General features: G+C 65.9%; 11 protein-coding genes. 3 read left to right on the top strand and 8 right to left on the bottom strand.

The genetic code is table 11. From position 1 onward, the window contains the following. The first annotated feature begins 163 nt into the window (after positions 1 to 163). The 3 genes from ISP17_RS18325 to ISP17_RS18315 all read left to right on the top strand — a co-directional run bounded on the left by ISP17_RS18325 (position 164) and on the right by ISP17_RS18315 (position 8,105). A complete protein-coding gene (locus tag ISP17_RS18325; protein WP_404635774.1) occupies positions 164 to 1,414 on the top strand; it encodes an efflux RND transporter periplasmic adaptor subunit in 1,251 nt (416 codons plus the stop codon). A 114-nt stretch (positions 1,415 to 1,528) separates the two neighbouring features. Next, the gene (locus tag ISP17_RS18320; RefSeq protein WP_404635771.1) at positions 1,529 to 4,756 is read left to right on the top strand and encodes an efflux RND transporter permease subunit; all 3,228 of its coding nucleotides are present in this window, start codon (positions 1,529 to 1,531) and stop codon (positions 4,754 to 4,756) included. Positions 4,757 to 4,961: 205 nt separating this feature from the next. Further along, positions 4,962 to 8,105, top strand: coding sequence for an efflux RND transporter permease subunit (locus ISP17_RS18315; RefSeq protein ID WP_404635769.1), 3,144 nt, complete (start codon positions 4,962 to 4,964; stop codon positions 8,103 to 8,105). Positions 8,106 to 8,234: 129 nt separating this feature from the next. On the opposite strand, the gene ISP17_RS18310 is transcribed toward ISP17_RS18315, so the two are convergent. From ISP17_RS18310 to ISP17_RS18275, 8 genes are all read right to left on the bottom strand, one after another. Then, positions 8,235 to 9,662 carry a peptidoglycan-binding protein gene (locus tag ISP17_RS18310; RefSeq protein ID WP_404635767.1) on the bottom strand — a complete coding sequence of 476 codons (1,428 nt, stop codon included), beginning with the start codon at positions 9,660 to 9,662 and terminating at the stop codon, positions 8,235 to 8,237. 50 nt (positions 9,663 to 9,712) lie between these two features. After that, positions 9,713 to 10,513, bottom strand: a complete 801-nt coding sequence (locus tag ISP17_RS18305) for a hypothetical protein (protein WP_404635765.1) — start codon at positions 10,511 to 10,513, stop codon at positions 9,713 to 9,715. 80 nt (positions 10,514 to 10,593) lie between these two features. Continuing rightward, positions 10,594 to 12,078, bottom strand: coding sequence for a peptidoglycan-binding protein (locus ISP17_RS18300; RefSeq protein ID WP_404635763.1), 1,485 nt, complete (start codon positions 12,076 to 12,078; stop codon positions 10,594 to 10,596). 153 nt (positions 12,079 to 12,231) lie between these two features. Then, a complete protein-coding gene (locus ISP17_RS18295; RefSeq protein WP_404635761.1) occupies positions 12,232 to 12,759 on the bottom strand; it encodes a hypothetical protein in 528 nt (175 codons plus the stop codon). A gap of 477 nt (positions 12,760 to 13,236) precedes the next feature. Further along, positions 13,237 to 13,569, bottom strand: a complete 333-nt coding sequence (locus tag ISP17_RS18290) for a hypothetical protein (RefSeq protein ID WP_404635759.1) — start codon at positions 13,567 to 13,569, stop codon at positions 13,237 to 13,239. A gap of 27 nt (positions 13,570 to 13,596) precedes the next feature. Further along, entirely contained in the window at positions 13,597 to 13,980 is a 384-nt protein-coding gene (locus tag ISP17_RS18285) for a DUF4189 domain-containing protein (RefSeq protein ID WP_404636060.1), read from the bottom strand. 116 nt (positions 13,981 to 14,096) lie between these two features. Continuing rightward, positions 14,097 to 14,630 carry a DUF4189 domain-containing protein gene (locus tag ISP17_RS18280; RefSeq protein ID WP_404635757.1) on the bottom strand — a complete coding sequence of 178 codons (534 nt, stop codon included), beginning with the start codon at positions 14,628 to 14,630 and terminating at the stop codon, positions 14,097 to 14,099. After that, a complete protein-coding gene (locus ISP17_RS18275) occupies positions 14,627 to 15,712 on the bottom strand; it encodes a type IV secretion system protein (protein WP_404635755.1) in 1,086 nt (361 codons plus the stop codon). Before ISP17_RS18275 ends, ISP17_RS18280 begins: the two co-directional genes overlap by 4 nt. Positions 15,713 to 15,716 lie beyond the last annotated feature (4 nt).

Raw genomic sequence — 15,716 nt, 5'->3', positions numbered from 1 at the left:
GGGTTTGCGAGGCCTCGCCCCCTGCCATCGGTCATGGCGGACCCATGTCAACCGGCAGTGTCCGGGGTCGTTGATCTGAACCTATTCTTTTCCTGCCACTCAGACAGTGCGCGCACGTCGCGTGCCGGGGCTCGGGCCCTGCCGTTCAAACCGGGAGTTTTACATGTCGCGTTTTTGGAAGATCGCGCTGATCGTTGTTGCCGTGCTCGTGGTGGCGGCGGTCGGAGTCCGCCTGCTGCACAAGCCCGCCGCCGGACCACGCGCGCAGGCCGGTGCTGCCGCCGGCAAGGATGGTCCCGGAGCGAAGGAAGCCGATCCGGTGCCGGTCACGGTAGAGCCGGTGAGCGTGCAGAACGTGCCGGTGTACCTCACCGCGCTGGGCACCGTGCAGGCGCTCAACACGGTCACGGTGAGTCCGCAGATCGGCGGCCTGCTGATGAAGCTCAACTTCACCGAGGGCCAGGAAGTGACCAAGGGCCAGGTACTGGCCGAGATCGACCCGCGCTCGCTGCAGGCTTCCTATGACCAGGCCGCCGCGCGCAAGCGCCAGGACGCGGCGCAACTGGCCACCGCGCGCAGCAACCTGGCGCGCAGCCTCGATCTCGCCAAGCAGGGCTACATCTCCAAGCAGGACATGGACACGCTGCAGAACACGGTCAGCCAGTACGAGGCGACCGTGGCGGCGGACGAGGCGGCGATCAATGACGCCAAGGTGCAGCTCGGTTACACCAAGGTGATCGCGCCGATCAGCGGCATGGCCGGCATCCGCGGCGTCGACCCGGGCAACATCGTCACCACCTCGTCGAGCATCGTGACGCTGACCGAAGTGCATCCGATCAACGTGATCTTTCCGCTGCCGGAGCAGAACGTGGAGCTGGTGCGCTCCTCGCAGCAGCGCGGCGAGCCGCTGGAAGTGGCCGCGCTCGACAGCGCCGGCAGCAAGGTGATCGCCGGCAAGGGCGTGCTGAAGGTGATCAACAACCAGATCGACACCAGCACCGGCACGTTCAACCTCAAGGCGGAGTTTCCCAACGAGGAGAACGCGCTGTTCCCCGGCCAGTTCGTCAACGTGCGAATGAAGGTGAACACGGTGCAGGGCGGCCTGGTGATTCCCTCGCAGGCGGTGCAGCGCGGCCCGGACGGCGATTACGTCTACCAGCTGCAGCCGTCCGACAGCACGGTGAAGATGCAGCCGGTGACCACCGGCCAGGAAGTGGGCGACAGCCACGTGATGGTGACGCAGGGCCTGAAGACCGGTGACCAGGTGGTGACCGAGGGCCAGTTCCGGCTCAAGCCGGGCAGCAAGGTCAAGGCGCTCAAGCCGGGCGAAGTGCCGGCCGCGCCGACCGAGGAAGAGCTCAAGAAGGTTGCGAAAGACAAAAAGGCGGGCGGTCGCGGCGGTCGCCGCGGCTGATCCGCCGACGCATCGCATCCGGCCCGGCCGGATGCGGTGTGCGGGCATCACGCGCCCGGGCGCACCACTGACGATCGGGCACGTGCCCCGCCACTGAAGGCAGACCAGGACACCATGGGATTCTCATCGCTTTTCATCCGACGCCCGATCGCCACTTCGCTGCTGATGGTGGCGGTGCTGCTGCTGGGCGTGCTCGGCTATCGCCAGCTGCCGGTGTCGGCGCTGCCGGAGATCGATGCGCCCAGCCTGGTGGTCACCACGCAGTATCCGGGCGCCAGCGCGGCGACCATGGCGGCGCTGGTCACCACGCCGCTGGAACGCCAGTTCGGGCAGATCTCCGGGCTGGCGATGATGAGCTCGGATTCGTCCGCCGGGCTGTCGACGATCGTGCTGCAGTTCAACATGGACCGCGACATCGACATCGCCGCGCAGGACGTGCAGTCGGCGATCAGCACCTCCAAGGGCACGCTGCCGAACAACCTGCCGTACCCGCCGGTGTACAACCGCGTGAACCCGGCCGACGCGCCGATCCTCACGCTGATGCTCACCTCGGACAGCCGCGCGCTGCGTGACGTCAACGACCTGGCCGATTCGATCATCGCCCAGAAGCTCTCGCAGGTGCAGGGCGTGGGCCTGGTGTCGATCGCCGGCAACGTGCGGCCGGCCGTGCGCGTGCAGGTGAACCCGGCGCAGCTGTCCAATCTCGGCCTCACGCTGGAGGACGTGCGCAGCGCGCTCAGCCAGGCCAACGTCAACGCGCCCAAGGGCACGCTCAACGGCAAGACACAGAGCTACTCGATCGGCACCAACGACCAGCTGGTCGACGCCGCGCAGTACAAGAACACCATCATCAGCTACAAGAACGGCGCGCCGGTTCGCCTGTCCGACGTGGCCAGCGTGGTCGACGGCGTGGAGAACGACCAGCTCGCCGCGTGGGCCAACGGCAAGCCGGCGGTGCTGCTGGACATCCGCCGCCAGCCGGGCGCGAACATCGTCAAGACGGTCGAGCAGATCCGCGCCACGCTGCCCTCGCTCAAGGCCGTGCTGCCGGCCGACGTGCACCTGGACGTGTTCGCCGACCGCACCATCACCATCCGCGCCTCGGTGCACGACGTGCAGTTCACGCTGATCCTCACCATCTTCCTGGTGGTGGCGGTGATCTTCGTGTTCCTGCGTCGACTGTGGGCGACGATCATCCCGTCGGTGGCGGTGCCGCTGTCGCTGATGGGCACGTTCGGCGTGATGTCGTTCGCCGGCATGTCGCTGGACAACCTCTCGCTGATGGCGCTCACCGTGGCCACCGGCTTCGTGGTGGACGATGCGATCGTGATGATCGAGAACATCGTGCGCTACATCGAGCAGGGCAAGAGCGGCAAGGAGGCGGCCGAGATCGGCGCCAAGGAAATCGGCTTCACCGTGCTGTCGCTGACCGTGTCGCTGGTGGCGGTGTTCCTGCCGCTGCTGCTGATGCCCGGCGTCACTGGACGGCTGTTCCACGAGTTCGCCTGGGTGCTGACCATCGCGGTGACCATCTCGATGCTGGTGTCGCTGACGCTGACGCCGATGATGTGCGCCTACCTGCTCAAGCCCGACCAGCTGCCGCCGGGCGACGACACCCACGAGCGCCAGGCCGCCAGTGGCAAGCGCGACCTGTGGACGCGCACGGTGGACCTGTATGCCAGCACGCTGGACTGGGTGCTCGACCATCGCCGGCTGACCATGCTGGTGGCCGGTGCGGCGGTGGTGCTCACCGTGTTCCTGTACATCGCCATCCCCAAGGGCCTGCTGCCCGAGCAGGACACCGGCCTGATCACCGGCGTGGTGCAGGCCGACGAGAACGTCGCCTTCCCGCAGATGGAGGCGCGCACCAAGGCGGTGGCCGACGCGCTGCGCAAGAACCCGGCGGTAACCGGCGTGGCGGCGTTCATCGGCGCCGGCTCGATCAACCCCACGCTCAACCAGGGCCAGCTGTCGATCGTGCTGAAGGATCGCGGCGACCGCGACGGCCTAGACAAGGTGCTGCCCAGCCTGCAGGCCGCGGTGGCGAACATTCCCGGCGTGGCGCTGTACCTCAAGCCGGTGCAGGACGTGACGCTGGACAGCCGCGTGTCGGCCACCGAATACCAGTACGCGCTGTCCGACGTGAGCTCCACCGAGCTGGCCGGCTACGCCGAAAAGATGACCCAGGCGCTGCGCCAGCGCCCGGAGCTGGCCGATGTCGACAACAATCTGGCCGACGCGGGCAACGCGCTCAAGCTCACCATCGACCGCGACAAGGCCAGTCGCCTCGGCGTGCCGGTGCAGAGCATCGACGACACGCTGTACGACGCGTTCGGCCAGCGCCAGATCTCCACCATCTTCACGCAGCTCAACCAGTACCGCGTGGTGCTGGAGGTCGCGCCGCAGTTCCGCAACAGCGACGACCTGATGAACAAGCTCACCGTGCGCGGCAACGGCAACGGCGCGCTCACCGGCTCCAACGCCACCAGCTTCGGCCAGCTCACCTCGAGCAACTCGGCCACGCCGTCGGGCATCGGCAACACCGGCAACGTCGGCTTCCAGGTCGGCGGCGGCGGCACCATTCCGATCTCTTCGCTGGCCACCGCCGAGTACACCAGTGCGCCGCTGGTGGTCAGCCACCAGCAGCAGCTGCCGGCGGTGACGATCTCGTTCAACCTGGCGCCGGGCTACTCGCTGTCGCAGGGCGTGGACGCGATCAACGAGGTGGTCAAGCAGCAGAATCTGCCGCCGCAGGTGCGCGGCGAGTTCGTCGGCAAGGCGGCGGAGTTCTCCTCCTCGCTGGGCGACGAGGTGCTGCTGCTGCTCGCCTCGGTGATTGTGATCTACATCGTGCTGGGCGTGCTGTACGAGAGCTACATCCACCCGATCACGATCATCTCCACCCTGCCGCCGGCCGGCGTGGGCGCGCTGCTGGCGCTGATCCTGTGCGGCATGAGCCTGTCGGTGGACGGCATCGTCGGCATCGTGCTGCTGATCGGCATCGTGAAGAAGAACGCGATCATGATGATCGACTTCGCGATCGAGGCGCAGCGCGAGGGCATGAGCCCGCGCGAGGCGATCCGCCGCGCCTGCCTGCTGCGCTTCCGCCCGATCATGATGACCACCGCCGCGGCCATGCTCGGTGCCCTGCCGCTGGCGCTGGGCAACGGTATCGGCGCGGAGCTGCGCCGGCCGCTGGGCGTGTCGATCGTCGGCGGCCTGCTGCTGTCGCAGCTGGTAACGCTGTACACCACGCCGGTGATCTACCTCTACATGGAGCGGTTCTCCGACTGGCTGCGCTACCGCCGCGAGCAGCGCGCGCTGGCGGCTCACGCGGCGTAATGCCGCGGCTCGCCGGCCGACGCCGGCAGCGATTCATCCCGACGGCCCGCCTCATGGCGGGCCGTCGTCGTTTGGACGTCCATCGACGCAGGGTTCGGATGCGCGCCGCGGTTCAACCGTTCTCGCCCTCATGCGTTGGGAGTGCGATGATTCGCGAACGCCACGCGCGCCGCGTCCTCCCCCGCGACCAGGCCCCGCTTTCCGCATGAACCTCTCCGCTCTCTTCGTGCGCCGCCCCATCGGCATCTCGCTGCTGGCCATCGGGCTGTTCGCGGTCGGTACGCTCTGCTACGGCCTGCTTGGCGTCTCGGCGCTGCCGGCGATCCAGTTTCCGGTGATCTTCGTGCAGGCCAGCCAGCCCGGTGCCGACGCCAGCACCATGGCCGCCACCGTGGCCGCGCCGCTGGAGCGCCACCTGGGCCAGGTGCCCGGCATCGACACGTTGCGCTCGAACAGCTCCGAAGGGCGCGCGTTCGTCTTCATGATCTTCAACAGCGACCGCAACCTGGACGCCGCCGCCCGCGACGTGCAGTCGGCCATCAGCGCGGCCGCACCGGACCTGCCCAGCGGCCTCACCAACGCGCCCAGCCTGGAAAAGGCCAACCCCAACGACGATGCGGTGATCGTGTTCGCGCTCACCTCGCAGACGCAGTCCGCCGCGGATCTGTACAACGTCGCCGACACCCTGCTGATGCCGCGCCTGCGCCAGCTCGACGGCGTCTCCTCGGTGGACATCGCCGGCGCGGCCACGCCGGCGATCCGCGTCGACGTGAACCTGCGCAAGCTCAACGCGATGGGCCTGTCGCCCGACCAGCTGCGCAACGCGCTCACCGCGGCCAACGTCAGCTCGCCGCTGGGCACGTTGAGCAACGGCATCACCAACATGTTCGTCACCGCCACCGACCAGCTGAAGACCGCCGACGACTTCGCCCGGCTGATCGTCTCGGTGAAGGACGGCACGCCGGTGCGCCTGTCCGACGTCGCCCACGTCTACGCCGGCCAGCAGGACGCGTACCAGGCGGCCACCTTCGACGGCAAGCCGGCGGTGCTGCTGTACGTCTACAAGAAGGCCGACGCCAACGTCATCGCAACGGTCGACCGCGTGCGCGCCGCGATTCCCGAGCTGCGAAATTTCCTGCAGCCGGCCACCACGCTCACCCCGTATTTCGACGGCACGCCGACCATCCGCGCCTCGCTGCGCGAGGTGCAGATGACGCTGCTGATCAGCCTGGCGATGGTGGTGCTCACCATGGCGCTGTTCCTGCGCCGGCTGGCGCCCACGATGATCGCCGCGGCCGCCGTGCCGCTGTCGCTGGCCGGTGCGGCGACGGCGATGTACCTGCTCGGCTACACGCTCAACAACCTCACCCTGCTGGCGCTGGTGATCGCGATCGGCTTCGTGGTGGACGACGCGATCGTGGTCATCGAGAACATCATCCGCCACATCGACGAGGGCATGCCGCGGATGGAGGCCGCGCTCAAGGGTGGGCGCGAGATCGGCTTCACCATCGTCTCGATCACCGCCTCGCTGATCGCGGTGTTCATTCCACTGCTGTTCGCCAGCGGCATCGTGGGCATGTTCTTCAAGGAGTTCACCATGACGCTGATCGCGGCGATCGCCGTGTCGGCGGTGGTCTCGCTCACGCTCACGCCGGCATTGTGCGGACGCTTCCTGCTCGGCCACGCCGCACCGGCGAACCGGCCGGCGCGCTTCGCCCGCCTCAATGCCGCGATCGACCGCATGCACGGCGGCATGCTGCGCCTCTACACGCGGGCGCTGGATTTCTCGCTGCGCCACGCGCTGGCGCTGTCGCTCACGCCACTGGCGTTGATCGCGCTGACCTTCGTGCTGGCCGGGCAGGTGAAGGGCGGCCTGTTTCCGCCGCAGGACACCGGCCTCATCCACGGCTTCGCCAACTCCGGCGCCACGGTGTCGTTCAACGACATGGTCAAGCGCCAGCACCGGCTGGTGGACATGCTGCTGGCCGATCCGGACGTGGCCCGCGTGGGTTCGCGGCTGGGCACCAGCCGGCTGGGCGCCAGTGGCTCGTTCGACATCGAGCTGAAGACCCGCGCCGCCGGCCGCAAGGACGACACCTTCGCCGTGCTCGACCGGCTCAGCGCCAAGGCGGCGACCTATCCGGACCTCAACCTGCGGCTGCGTCCGATCCAGGATCTGCCCAGCGGCGGCGGGGGCGGCAACCAGGGCGCGCAATACCAGGTGTCGCTGCAGGGCGACGACCTGGACGAGCTGCAGCTGTGGCTGCCGCGGCTGGTGAAGGCGCTGGCGAAAAACCCGATGTTCCGCGACGTCGGCTCCGACGTGGAAGAGGGCGGCCTGCGCCAGAACATCGTGATCGACCGCGACAAGGCCGCGCGCCTGGGTGTGTCGGTCGGCACCATCGACGGCGCGCTGTACGACGCCTTCGGCCAGCGCCAGGTGTCCACCATCTACTCGGACATCAACCAGTACAAGGTGGTGGTCAACGCGCTGCCCGACCAGACCGCCACGCCCGAGGCGCTCAATCGCATCTACGTGCGCTCGAACAGCGGCAAGATGGTGCCGATCAGCGCGGTGGCGCATCAGGAAGCCGGGCTGGCGCCCTCGCAGATCCACCATTCCGGCCAGCAGACCACGATGGACCTCAGCTTCAACCTCGCGCCGGGCGCGAGCATGGGCGAGGCGCTGCCGGCAATCCAGAAAACCGTGCAGGACATCCGCGTGCCGGGCGACATCCGCCTCTCGCTGGGCGACGATTTCCGCCGCTTCCAGCAGTCGCAGGGCGACATGCTGTGGCTGATCCTCGCCGCCATCGTCACCGTCTACATCGTGCTGGGCATGCTCTACGAGAGCCTGATCCACCCCATCACCATCCTCTCCACGCTGCCGGCGGCGGGCGTCGGTGCGCTGGCCGCGCTGGTGGTGACCGGCACCGAGCTGTCGGTGGTGGCGATGATCGCGCTGGTGCTGCTGATCGGCATCGTCAAGAAGAACGCGATCATGATGATCGACTTCGCGCTGGTGGCGCAGCGCGAGCACGGCAAGAGCCCGCTGGAGGCCGCACGCGAGGCCTGCATCGTGCGCTTCCGCCCGATCATGATGACCTCGATGGTGGCGATCCTCGCCGCGCTGCCGATCGCCATCGGCCTGGGCGAAGGCTCCGAGCTGCGCCGCCCGCTCGGCATCGCGCTGATCGGCGGCCTGCTCATTTCGCAGACACTGACCCTGCTCAGCACGCCGGCGCTGTACGTGATCTTCTCGTGCCTGTCCGAGCGCGTGCGGGTGCGACGCCAGGCGCGCCGCGAGCGTCGTGCGGCGCGCCGGCGACAGAAGCTGGCGAACGCCTGATTGCCTTACGGCCGCGATGCGGCCGTGCTCGCTCCGCCCTGGTTCATCGTGGAGAAGCGGCGTCGCGCCGCCTCCCGCACCGTGGCCATCCAGGACCGGAGCGCGCGCCGGAGCGCACGCTCACCCGACTCACGCCACGAGGGTCGCCCCGCGCGCTTGACCCTGCGTCGGCGCCGGCAGCTCGTTTCCGTGCGGCTGGATCGGTGGCTGCGCCGGGGGTGCCTTCATGCGCTGGGCGGCCGCGCTGCTCTGCTCGATCGGCGTGGCCACGGCCTGCGCGGTGGGCAGCTCCACGATCCGCTTCACCGGCGAGTCGTTCTGCGCCACGAAGGTGCGCGAACCGTCGTCGCTGAGCGCAATCGCGTCGATGCGGGTCAGGCCGTGTGCCTTGGCCACGGGCACTGCCGCGGCGGCGAGGTGCTGGGTGTGCTCGTCGGACGGGCGACCCATCTGCTCGTCGATGTGCTTCACCTGCGCGAGGGCCTGCTCGTACAGCGCATGGTCCGGATTTTTCGGATCGCTGAGCAGCACCACGGTCGCTGTCGCCGCCTGCGCCGCCTGCGCCGCCTGCGCCGGCTGGGATTTCAGCGCCTGCTCCAGCGCTCCCTGCGTCTGCGGCCCCACCTTGCCGTCCACCGTCAGCCGGTGGTCGCGCTGGAACGCTTCCACGGCAAAGCGCGTGTTGGCGCCGAAGTCGCCGTCGACCTGCAGCGCCTGGCCGCGGGCATCCCTGTAGCCCAGCGCATTGAGCTCGGTCTGCAAACGGGTGACGCTCTGCTTCGCCAGCGCCTGCTCGATCGCGGCATCGGTCTGCGGGCCCGCCTTGCCGTCGACGGTGAGCCGATGGTCGCGCTGGAATGCTTCCACCGCATGCTGCGTGGCCGGACCGAACGCGCCGTCCACCTTCAGCGCGTGACCCTGCGCGTCGGTGTAGCCCAACGTCGACAGGTGCTGCTGCAACGCGGTGACCGCAGGGCCGCGGCTGCCGTTGGCCAGCACCTCACCGCCGATCGACGCCGGTTGGTCCGCCCCGACGCCGCGTGGGGTGACGCCCGGGCGGATCGTGCCGTCGTTGATGTCGCGGATGTAGCGCTGGAACTGGCCCACTTCCAGCTCGACGTGCGCGTGGATCGAGCCAGGGCTGCCGGTCTGTCCCATCTCGCCCAGCGGCTGGCCGTAGCTCACGTGCGCGCCCTCGCCGAACGGCGAGCTGCCGCGGACCATGTGAAGCACCTGGCCCTCGCGCTTCGCGCCGGGCGTGCCGTAGGGCTTGTCGTAGATCTGCACGGTGTTGTAGTCGTCGTGCAGGAAGTGGGCGTAGCCGGACACCGGTGCGGGGATCTCCACCGGCCCGCGACCATCCTGCGAGAGGATGAAATCCTTCTTGACGAAGGTGCGTCCGTCGGCGTGACGGATCTCCTCGAACTCGCCGTGGATCGTGCCGTATTCGCGGTTCGGCTGGCGGCCGGCGCTGGGATGATGCTTGTGCAGATCCTCGTAGGAGTGGACCGGCAGAACGCTGGAGCCGACGTTTTCGGTGATGGTGTAGCGGGACATATCGTCTACCTCCATGTAGTAGTCGATGATGGGTTACATGCCCCGAGCGATCAGGGCCCGGTCGGCTGGGGATTGCCCGTGAGGTACCAGCAGCCGTCGCGCAGTCTGAAGCGGAAGCCGCGCCCTTCCGACGAGCCGTAGAGGTAGCTCACTTCGCGCAGATTGGCCGACGGCTGGCGGATGTCCAGCGGCAGCGGCGCCGGATCGATGCCGTCCACGCCCACGTGATGGAATGCGCCGCCACGGTAGACCACGTCGAACACGTCCGGTCGGTTGCCGCGCACGTAGACCGTTTCCGTGCGATCGCCGTCGCCGTCGGAGATCAGCACCTTCGCGCGCACCAGAGGGGCCGTGAATGCCTGGCGCACCGCGCTTTGGGCGGCGAACGCCGGCAGGAAGGTGGCGAAGTCGGTACCCGGGCAGGTCGGCGCGTCGCTTGGCGCGTCGGCCACCGGTGCCTGCTGCGAGCCGATCAGCTTCAGGTCGGCCGTGCGTACCTCGCCACCGTCCCTCGTCGGCATGCCGCTCACCTGCACTTCCATCACCAGCCGGCCGGCGGCGTCGCCCCAGGCCATGCTGCAGCGGCCGTCGGCGTCGCAGCGCTGCAGTTCCAGCCAGCGGTTGCAGGCTAGCGGCCGCCCGGCATCCTCCGCGCAGCCGGCGTTCTGCAGCGGCAGCCAGCCATCGAGCAGAAGGCGTTTGCGCAGCGCGCTGTAGGACGCGGGTAGCGTGGGACTTCGGGCTTCTTTGATCGACGGTGTGCCCGCACGCGTGTCGGTCGACGCGGAGTCCGCACGGCTGCAGCCGGTGGCAAGCAGGGCGATCGTCAGGGTGATGAAAAACGTGCGCATGGGTGTCGGTCCGAACTGGAGGTCAGGGCGCGTGGCGCGTCCCCTCACGCGGCACCGGCCGCGCGAGGGGGCGAGGCCGGCTAGGCGACGCGCGGCGCGTTGAGGTCTGGCGATGGCGTGGCGTGGCCGGCTATCTGCGACATCAAGGCCGCGCGCTCCATCGGTGGCTGGTCGGCGTGTGCATTGGCGGCACGGGCGCTGCTCTGCTCTATCGACGTCCGCACCGCCTGCGCAGTGGTCACATCGGCGTAGCGCCGGACGCCGCTGTCGTTCTGCACCGCGAACGTGCGCGCGCCATCCTCGCTGATCGCGACCGCGTCGATGCGCGTCAGCCCCAGGGCCTTCGCAGCCGCGGCCAGCGAAGCGGCGAGGTTACTGCTGAGCTGGTCGGACGCGCGTCCCATATCGGCATCGATCTTCTGCACACCGGCCAGCGCCTGCTGATAGAGCGTGTAGTCCGGCGACTTCGGATCGCTGATCGGCAGCACACCCTGCGCGCGTTCACCGCCACCGCGTGCATTCACCGCTTGGTCCAGCGCGCCCTGCGTCTGCGGTCCTACGCGGCCATCGACGGCGAGATGGTGGTCGCGCTGGACCGCTTCCACCGCATGGCGCGTGTTCGCGCCAAACTCACCATCCACCTTCAGGCGATGGCCCTGGGCATCGGTGTAACCGAGCGAATCCAGCTCGGTCTGCAGGGTTCGTACGCCCAGCGTCTTCAGCGCCTGGTCGATCGCCGCCTGCGTCTGCGGGCCGACCTTGCCGTCCACAGTGAGGCGGTGGTCGCGCTGGAACGCTTCCACCGCATGTTGCGTGTCGCGCCCGAAATCGCCGTCCACACCGAGCGGGTGTCCGGCGCCGTCGGTGTACCCGAGACGATGCAGTTCGGTCTGCAGCTCAGTCACCTGCGCACCGCGGCCGCCTGCGATCAGCACGCCGGTTTCGACACCGCCGCGGCCCTGCGATTGCGTCCGCAGCGGCGCGTCGCCGATCGTCACATCCTTGAAGGCGGCAGCTGGCGAGAGCCCCTTCGCCAGGTCCGCCTGGTAATCGGCCCGCATCTGCTGCAGCGCCTCGCCGCATTCGCGCACGGAAATGCTGGCCGCGTTGGCACCGCCGTAATGGCTGGCGCCACCCTTGTTCGGATCGCCGAAGCTCGCCCATTCCAGCGACATCGCCACTTTGGCCGCGTGCAGGCTCGCGCCTGGTTTGCCGGTGATGTAGTCGCGCACTTCGGGGCGTTTGTCGGTGACGAGGTACTCGTAAAAGATCCGGTCCTGCAGCTCGGGCGTGAAGCGCTGCCTCGGATCGAGATTGAGGCTCGCCACCGCGCTGTCCATCGTGTCAGGGATCACCTGATAAAGGCCGACGGCGAAAAACTCGCCACGATGCTGCCTCGCCTGCACTTCGCCCAGCGTCATGCTGGAAAAATCGATCGACTGGCTCGATTCGCGGATGTGCTGCCGGCCGTCACTGCCGGTGTACGTGCCGCTGTTGTAGTCGTCGTAGCCGCGGTTCTGCGACTCACCGCGGTGGATCAGATCGCGAAGTGGCTGGTTACTCATGGAGTCCCTTCCTTCTGTTCGTTTGAGGATCAAGTCGCGCCGCACCTCACTGCTCGGCCATCTCTATTACGCCAGTGGCTTCACGTCTTCGCTGCACTAAGGGCTGACCGGTCCTCTGGATACGCCCGAAGCTGCACAGCGGCGCGATAACGGTCAATGCGCAGGCTTGGCATCAACCTGCCATTCGGTCACGGTCAGCCGCGAGCGCTCACCCGGCGCGTTCCAGTCGCTGATCGGCCCGTAGGTGTTCGCTTCCAGCACAGCGCCAGAACTCTCTTGCGCGAAGTGCACCTGGCAATGTCCGTCACCGCTGCAGGCGCTGAGCTCGGGGACTTCCGCGCAGGCCCTGCACGAGGCCAGCTCCGGATGTGCCGAACACAGTTTTTCGTAATTGCCGCCGACTACATTAGCCATGCACTGAGCGTCGCCCTTCGGCAGCCAGCCTTGGTCTAGCACGACCTTCCGGAATTCGTTGTAAGTCATGCCGCTGCGGAGTTTGTCGCTGAGCAGCGCAGTCGGATCTGGCTGGCGGCCTCGCGCGCGAGATCGTTCGGTCGACGCGGCAGCGCTCGCCATCGATGCCTGTTTGTAAGCAGACGCCTGAGTCGGCGCTGGACCGGCATGGCAGGCGTTCAAGCTGAGAGAAAGCAGCAGGGAGAAGGGGAGAAGGGGGACCTTCATGGGTATTACTCCAAAGCAATTTCAAACATCTTCCATGTCGGGTGAGGTTGCCGTTGCCGTTGCATCACCGCGGAGACCACAAGCTCCAACACTGGCTACGGTAAGGTCCACACAAAACTCGCGCTGGCAATGTCAGCATGCTTGGTCGGTATGTACTTCTCGCTCACACGTGCCAGCGCTGGACGCGCGTAGCCTGCAGGGATTCAACAATGCGAACTGAGATCCACGCCGCTTTGTGAGCTCGCTCACGTAGGAAAAATTCAGTGCATCGCGGTAACGGGGTGTCGAAGAGCGTCCAGGTAAATCCTCCTTACCGGCATCCTTGTAAAGGAGTATTGATGTCATCGGGTGCACCGGCTCCGCGTCCAACGGACGCATACGCCGGCTTCTTGTAAGCCACCTTACCGGTGGCTGCAGGAGGACGAGCGAGAATTGGTGGTGGTATGTAGGAGCAGAAGTAAATAGCCTTTCGAAGGCTTACGACAAACTGGGCCTCGAATGGCTTGTTTCTTCATCGTAAGCGCGCTCTTCGTCTTCTGCTTTGCCTAACGGGACGAAAGCATGTGGACAAACGCGCGCGTACTGCGCAGCTGATACCGGATTGAAGCACTCATCGTCCCAGACCACGAATGTACCGGTGGCTGGATTGAGAGGAACCCAGCAGTCGGCGGGAACGCCGAATGTACAGAACAAAAAGGGATCGTCTCCATAGTACGGTATAGGCTCGTAGTAGCCCTGCGCCACCACTCCACCGCTGCAAGCGAGCATGCAGGCAAAGGCCAAATTCCTGACCACAGTAAGCTTCTTCACGCGAATCCCTCCATGTGTTATTCGAATTCACTGCCCGAGGCTGCACTCCGAATAGACGACCGTGCAGCTTTGATTGCCATCCTTCTTGCAGGTGGCCATTGCTGTCTGCTTTGCATGATCGGCTGAGACATCAGCAAACCCTTGGTGCCGTGTCTTGTCACCCATGACTATTACGCCGCAGCCATTGCCGTATGTCGCCACCACCACGCAGCGCGCCCCGCCATCCCGGTTGCACTCGGTCAGTGCGGTCTCAGTTGCCACACGTTTGGTCGGTAAGTCACCCGCAGAACTAAATTTGCCGCTAGTTTCATCCACTACGATGGCACCCCAGTGCGTAGCAGCCGGCGGTGGTTGGAGTGCCTCGCCACGCAGGTTGCGTGGTATCGGCACACATCGACCGGGACCGCTCATGCCAAGGGGCAGTGCTTGGTACTGATCCTTGGGGCAGACATTTTGGCCTTGGGCAGCTGCCGATGTGAGCAACGCCAAGTCGAAGAGCAGAAAAAGTGGGAAGCCGCTTCGCATCGTTATCTGACTCTTACCGGCAGGCTGCAGGCTGAGTAATACGTATGGCACCCCTCGGCGCCGGAGCTGCGACATGTTTCCATGCCAGAGTCAATTGCTCCTCCTAAAGTTGGGTCGGCAGCAACGTTATAGCCGGTACTGCCCACCACCACTGCAGCGCATTCATTGTCGTAAGCCACCTCAAGCTTGCAAGTTGGACCGCCTTTTGCCTTGCAATCTGCGATAGCAGATTGAATGGCCTGATCGCGGGTAGGCAGATAGGTGGAAACGCCAAGAACTCCTGTTGGAGCGTAAGTCGCAATTGCTCCCCAGCGTGACTGCCAAATTGGAGCGGGTGCAATACTTGTGCTTGCATTGGTCCCCTGATTCTGACTGCCGTCAGGGCCGCAACTAGAAACATCGGTGCCAGTTCCATAAGGAATCATGCCGGGCGGACACGCAGCTTGAGCGGCCGCCGAGTTCGGAATGACCAGCAAAAGGAGGACGCCAGAGGCGAGCAGTGCGAATGGCCGCTTAATAGAATTATTTGGATTCATGTGAGTTGCCTTTTCACCACATCATGTAGAGGCTGGCCAGAAGAGGGTGAAGTGCGCACCGCAGAGGCATTCCCGCTCAGCGGCCCTCCTCCGGCTTGCATTCTTGGATTGGTATGGCCCGTTGCTGTTTCAGAGGGCGGATAGTCGGATCTGGGGGACAGCCCAGATTGAAGCTGTCCGTTCGGTCCCTGTCGTGCTGCACCAGGCTGCCCGAATGCGGAATTGAAATAGAACGCGCCCATGGTTCCTTGGAAGAAGTTGGCTGCCAGAGGTGGGACCGAAATGATGAGCACGGTCAGGAGTAGCCCCAGGCCGCCTTGCTGTAGGGCCTGGCTCGACAGGCCTTCTGCGCCCTGACCGGTCAAATTGTTGATTGCGTTCGACGTCCACAACGCCGCCGATACACGTAGCGTGAGTTGGAGCACGATCGAGCTGACGAACGACAAGGCTGCCATCGAGAAAACAGTGCCTATTCCGTAAAGAAGCCATCGTCGGAAGAGATCCTTGGTCTGATCGAAGATCAGGCAAAGAATGAACAAGGGTCCAAGCCCGATGAAGAGTGCGAGCGTGAACTGGTAAAGCAGCAGCATCGCACCGGCTGCCATTGGGGGGCTGGCCGTGCCAAATCCGGCCATGAGCAGGGCACGGGATTTCGTGGTGGCAAGATCCTCGTTGCCCGGTTCGATCTGCACCGCATCGATGGAGGCCAGGGCAAGCTGAGTCCACGCAAGATTTTCGTCAATCGTCTGCGCAGCGGTTTGATCGTTACCGGTAAAGAGCTGGTTGATGTCTGTGCTCAGCTCGGTCGTCAGCAGTGTATGGAGGTCGCTTCCGAGAATGCCCATAGTCGTTGCAGCGGTTACGATCACCACGATGCGAGTCATGTTCGTCACCATGGCCATCAATGATTCTCGCGACTGACCGGTGATCATCCGGTAGCCCTGGATCATGATCCATAAAGTCACGAGGACCAGCGCCACCGCGCTGGCCCACGACATGAGGCTGTGCATGAGGTCCATGCCGAACGAGTTGATCTTGTCGCTCAGCCAGTTGTAGATGAGAACGTAGTAGACAAAACCCATATCG

This window comes from Dyella ginsengisoli, assembly GCF_044904665.1.
GTDB classification, from domain to species: domain Bacteria; phylum Pseudomonadota; class Gammaproteobacteria; order Xanthomonadales; family Rhodanobacteraceae; genus Dyella_A; species Dyella_A ginsengisoli.
The sequence above is the reverse complement of the archived record's forward strand: the minus strand, read 5'-3'. Positions and strand labels throughout refer to the sequence as shown.

Bases quoted from the DNA above. Each gene is read 5' to 3' on its own strand.
- ISP17_RS18305 (WP_404635765.1), bottom strand. From the start codon at position 10,513: ATGCGCACGTTTTTCATCACCCTGACGATCGCCCTGCTTGCCACCGGC.
- ISP17_RS18280 (WP_404635757.1), bottom strand. From the start codon at position 14,630: ATGAATCCAAATAATTCTATTAAGCGGCCATTCGCACTGCTCGCCTCT.
- ISP17_RS18325 (WP_404635774.1), top strand. From the start codon at position 164: ATGTCGCGTTTTTGGAAGATCGCGCTGATCGTTGTTGCCGTGCTCGTG.
- ISP17_RS18285 (WP_404636060.1), bottom strand. From the start codon at position 13,980: ATGAGCGGTCCCGGTCGATGTGTGCCGATACCACGCAACCTGCGTGGC.
- ISP17_RS18295 (WP_404635761.1), bottom strand. From the start codon at position 12,759: ATGAAGGTCCCCCTTCTCCCCTTCTCCCTGCTGCTTTCTCTCAGCTTG.
- ISP17_RS18315 (WP_404635769.1), top strand. From the start codon at position 4,962: ATGAACCTCTCCGCTCTCTTCGTGCGCCGCCCCATCGGCATCTCGCTG.
- ISP17_RS18275 (WP_404635755.1), bottom strand. From the start codon at position 15,712: ATGGGTTTTGTCTACTACGTTCTCATCTACAACTGGCTGAGCGACAAG.
- ISP17_RS18320 (WP_404635771.1), top strand. From the start codon at position 1,529: ATGGGATTCTCATCGCTTTTCATCCGACGCCCGATCGCCACTTCGCTG.
- ISP17_RS18310 (WP_404635767.1), bottom strand. From the start codon at position 9,662: ATGTCCCGCTACACCATCACCGAAAACGTCGGCTCCAGCGTTCTGCCG.
- ISP17_RS18300 (WP_404635763.1), bottom strand. From the start codon at position 12,078: ATGAGTAACCAGCCACTTCGCGATCTGATCCACCGCGGTGAGTCGCAG.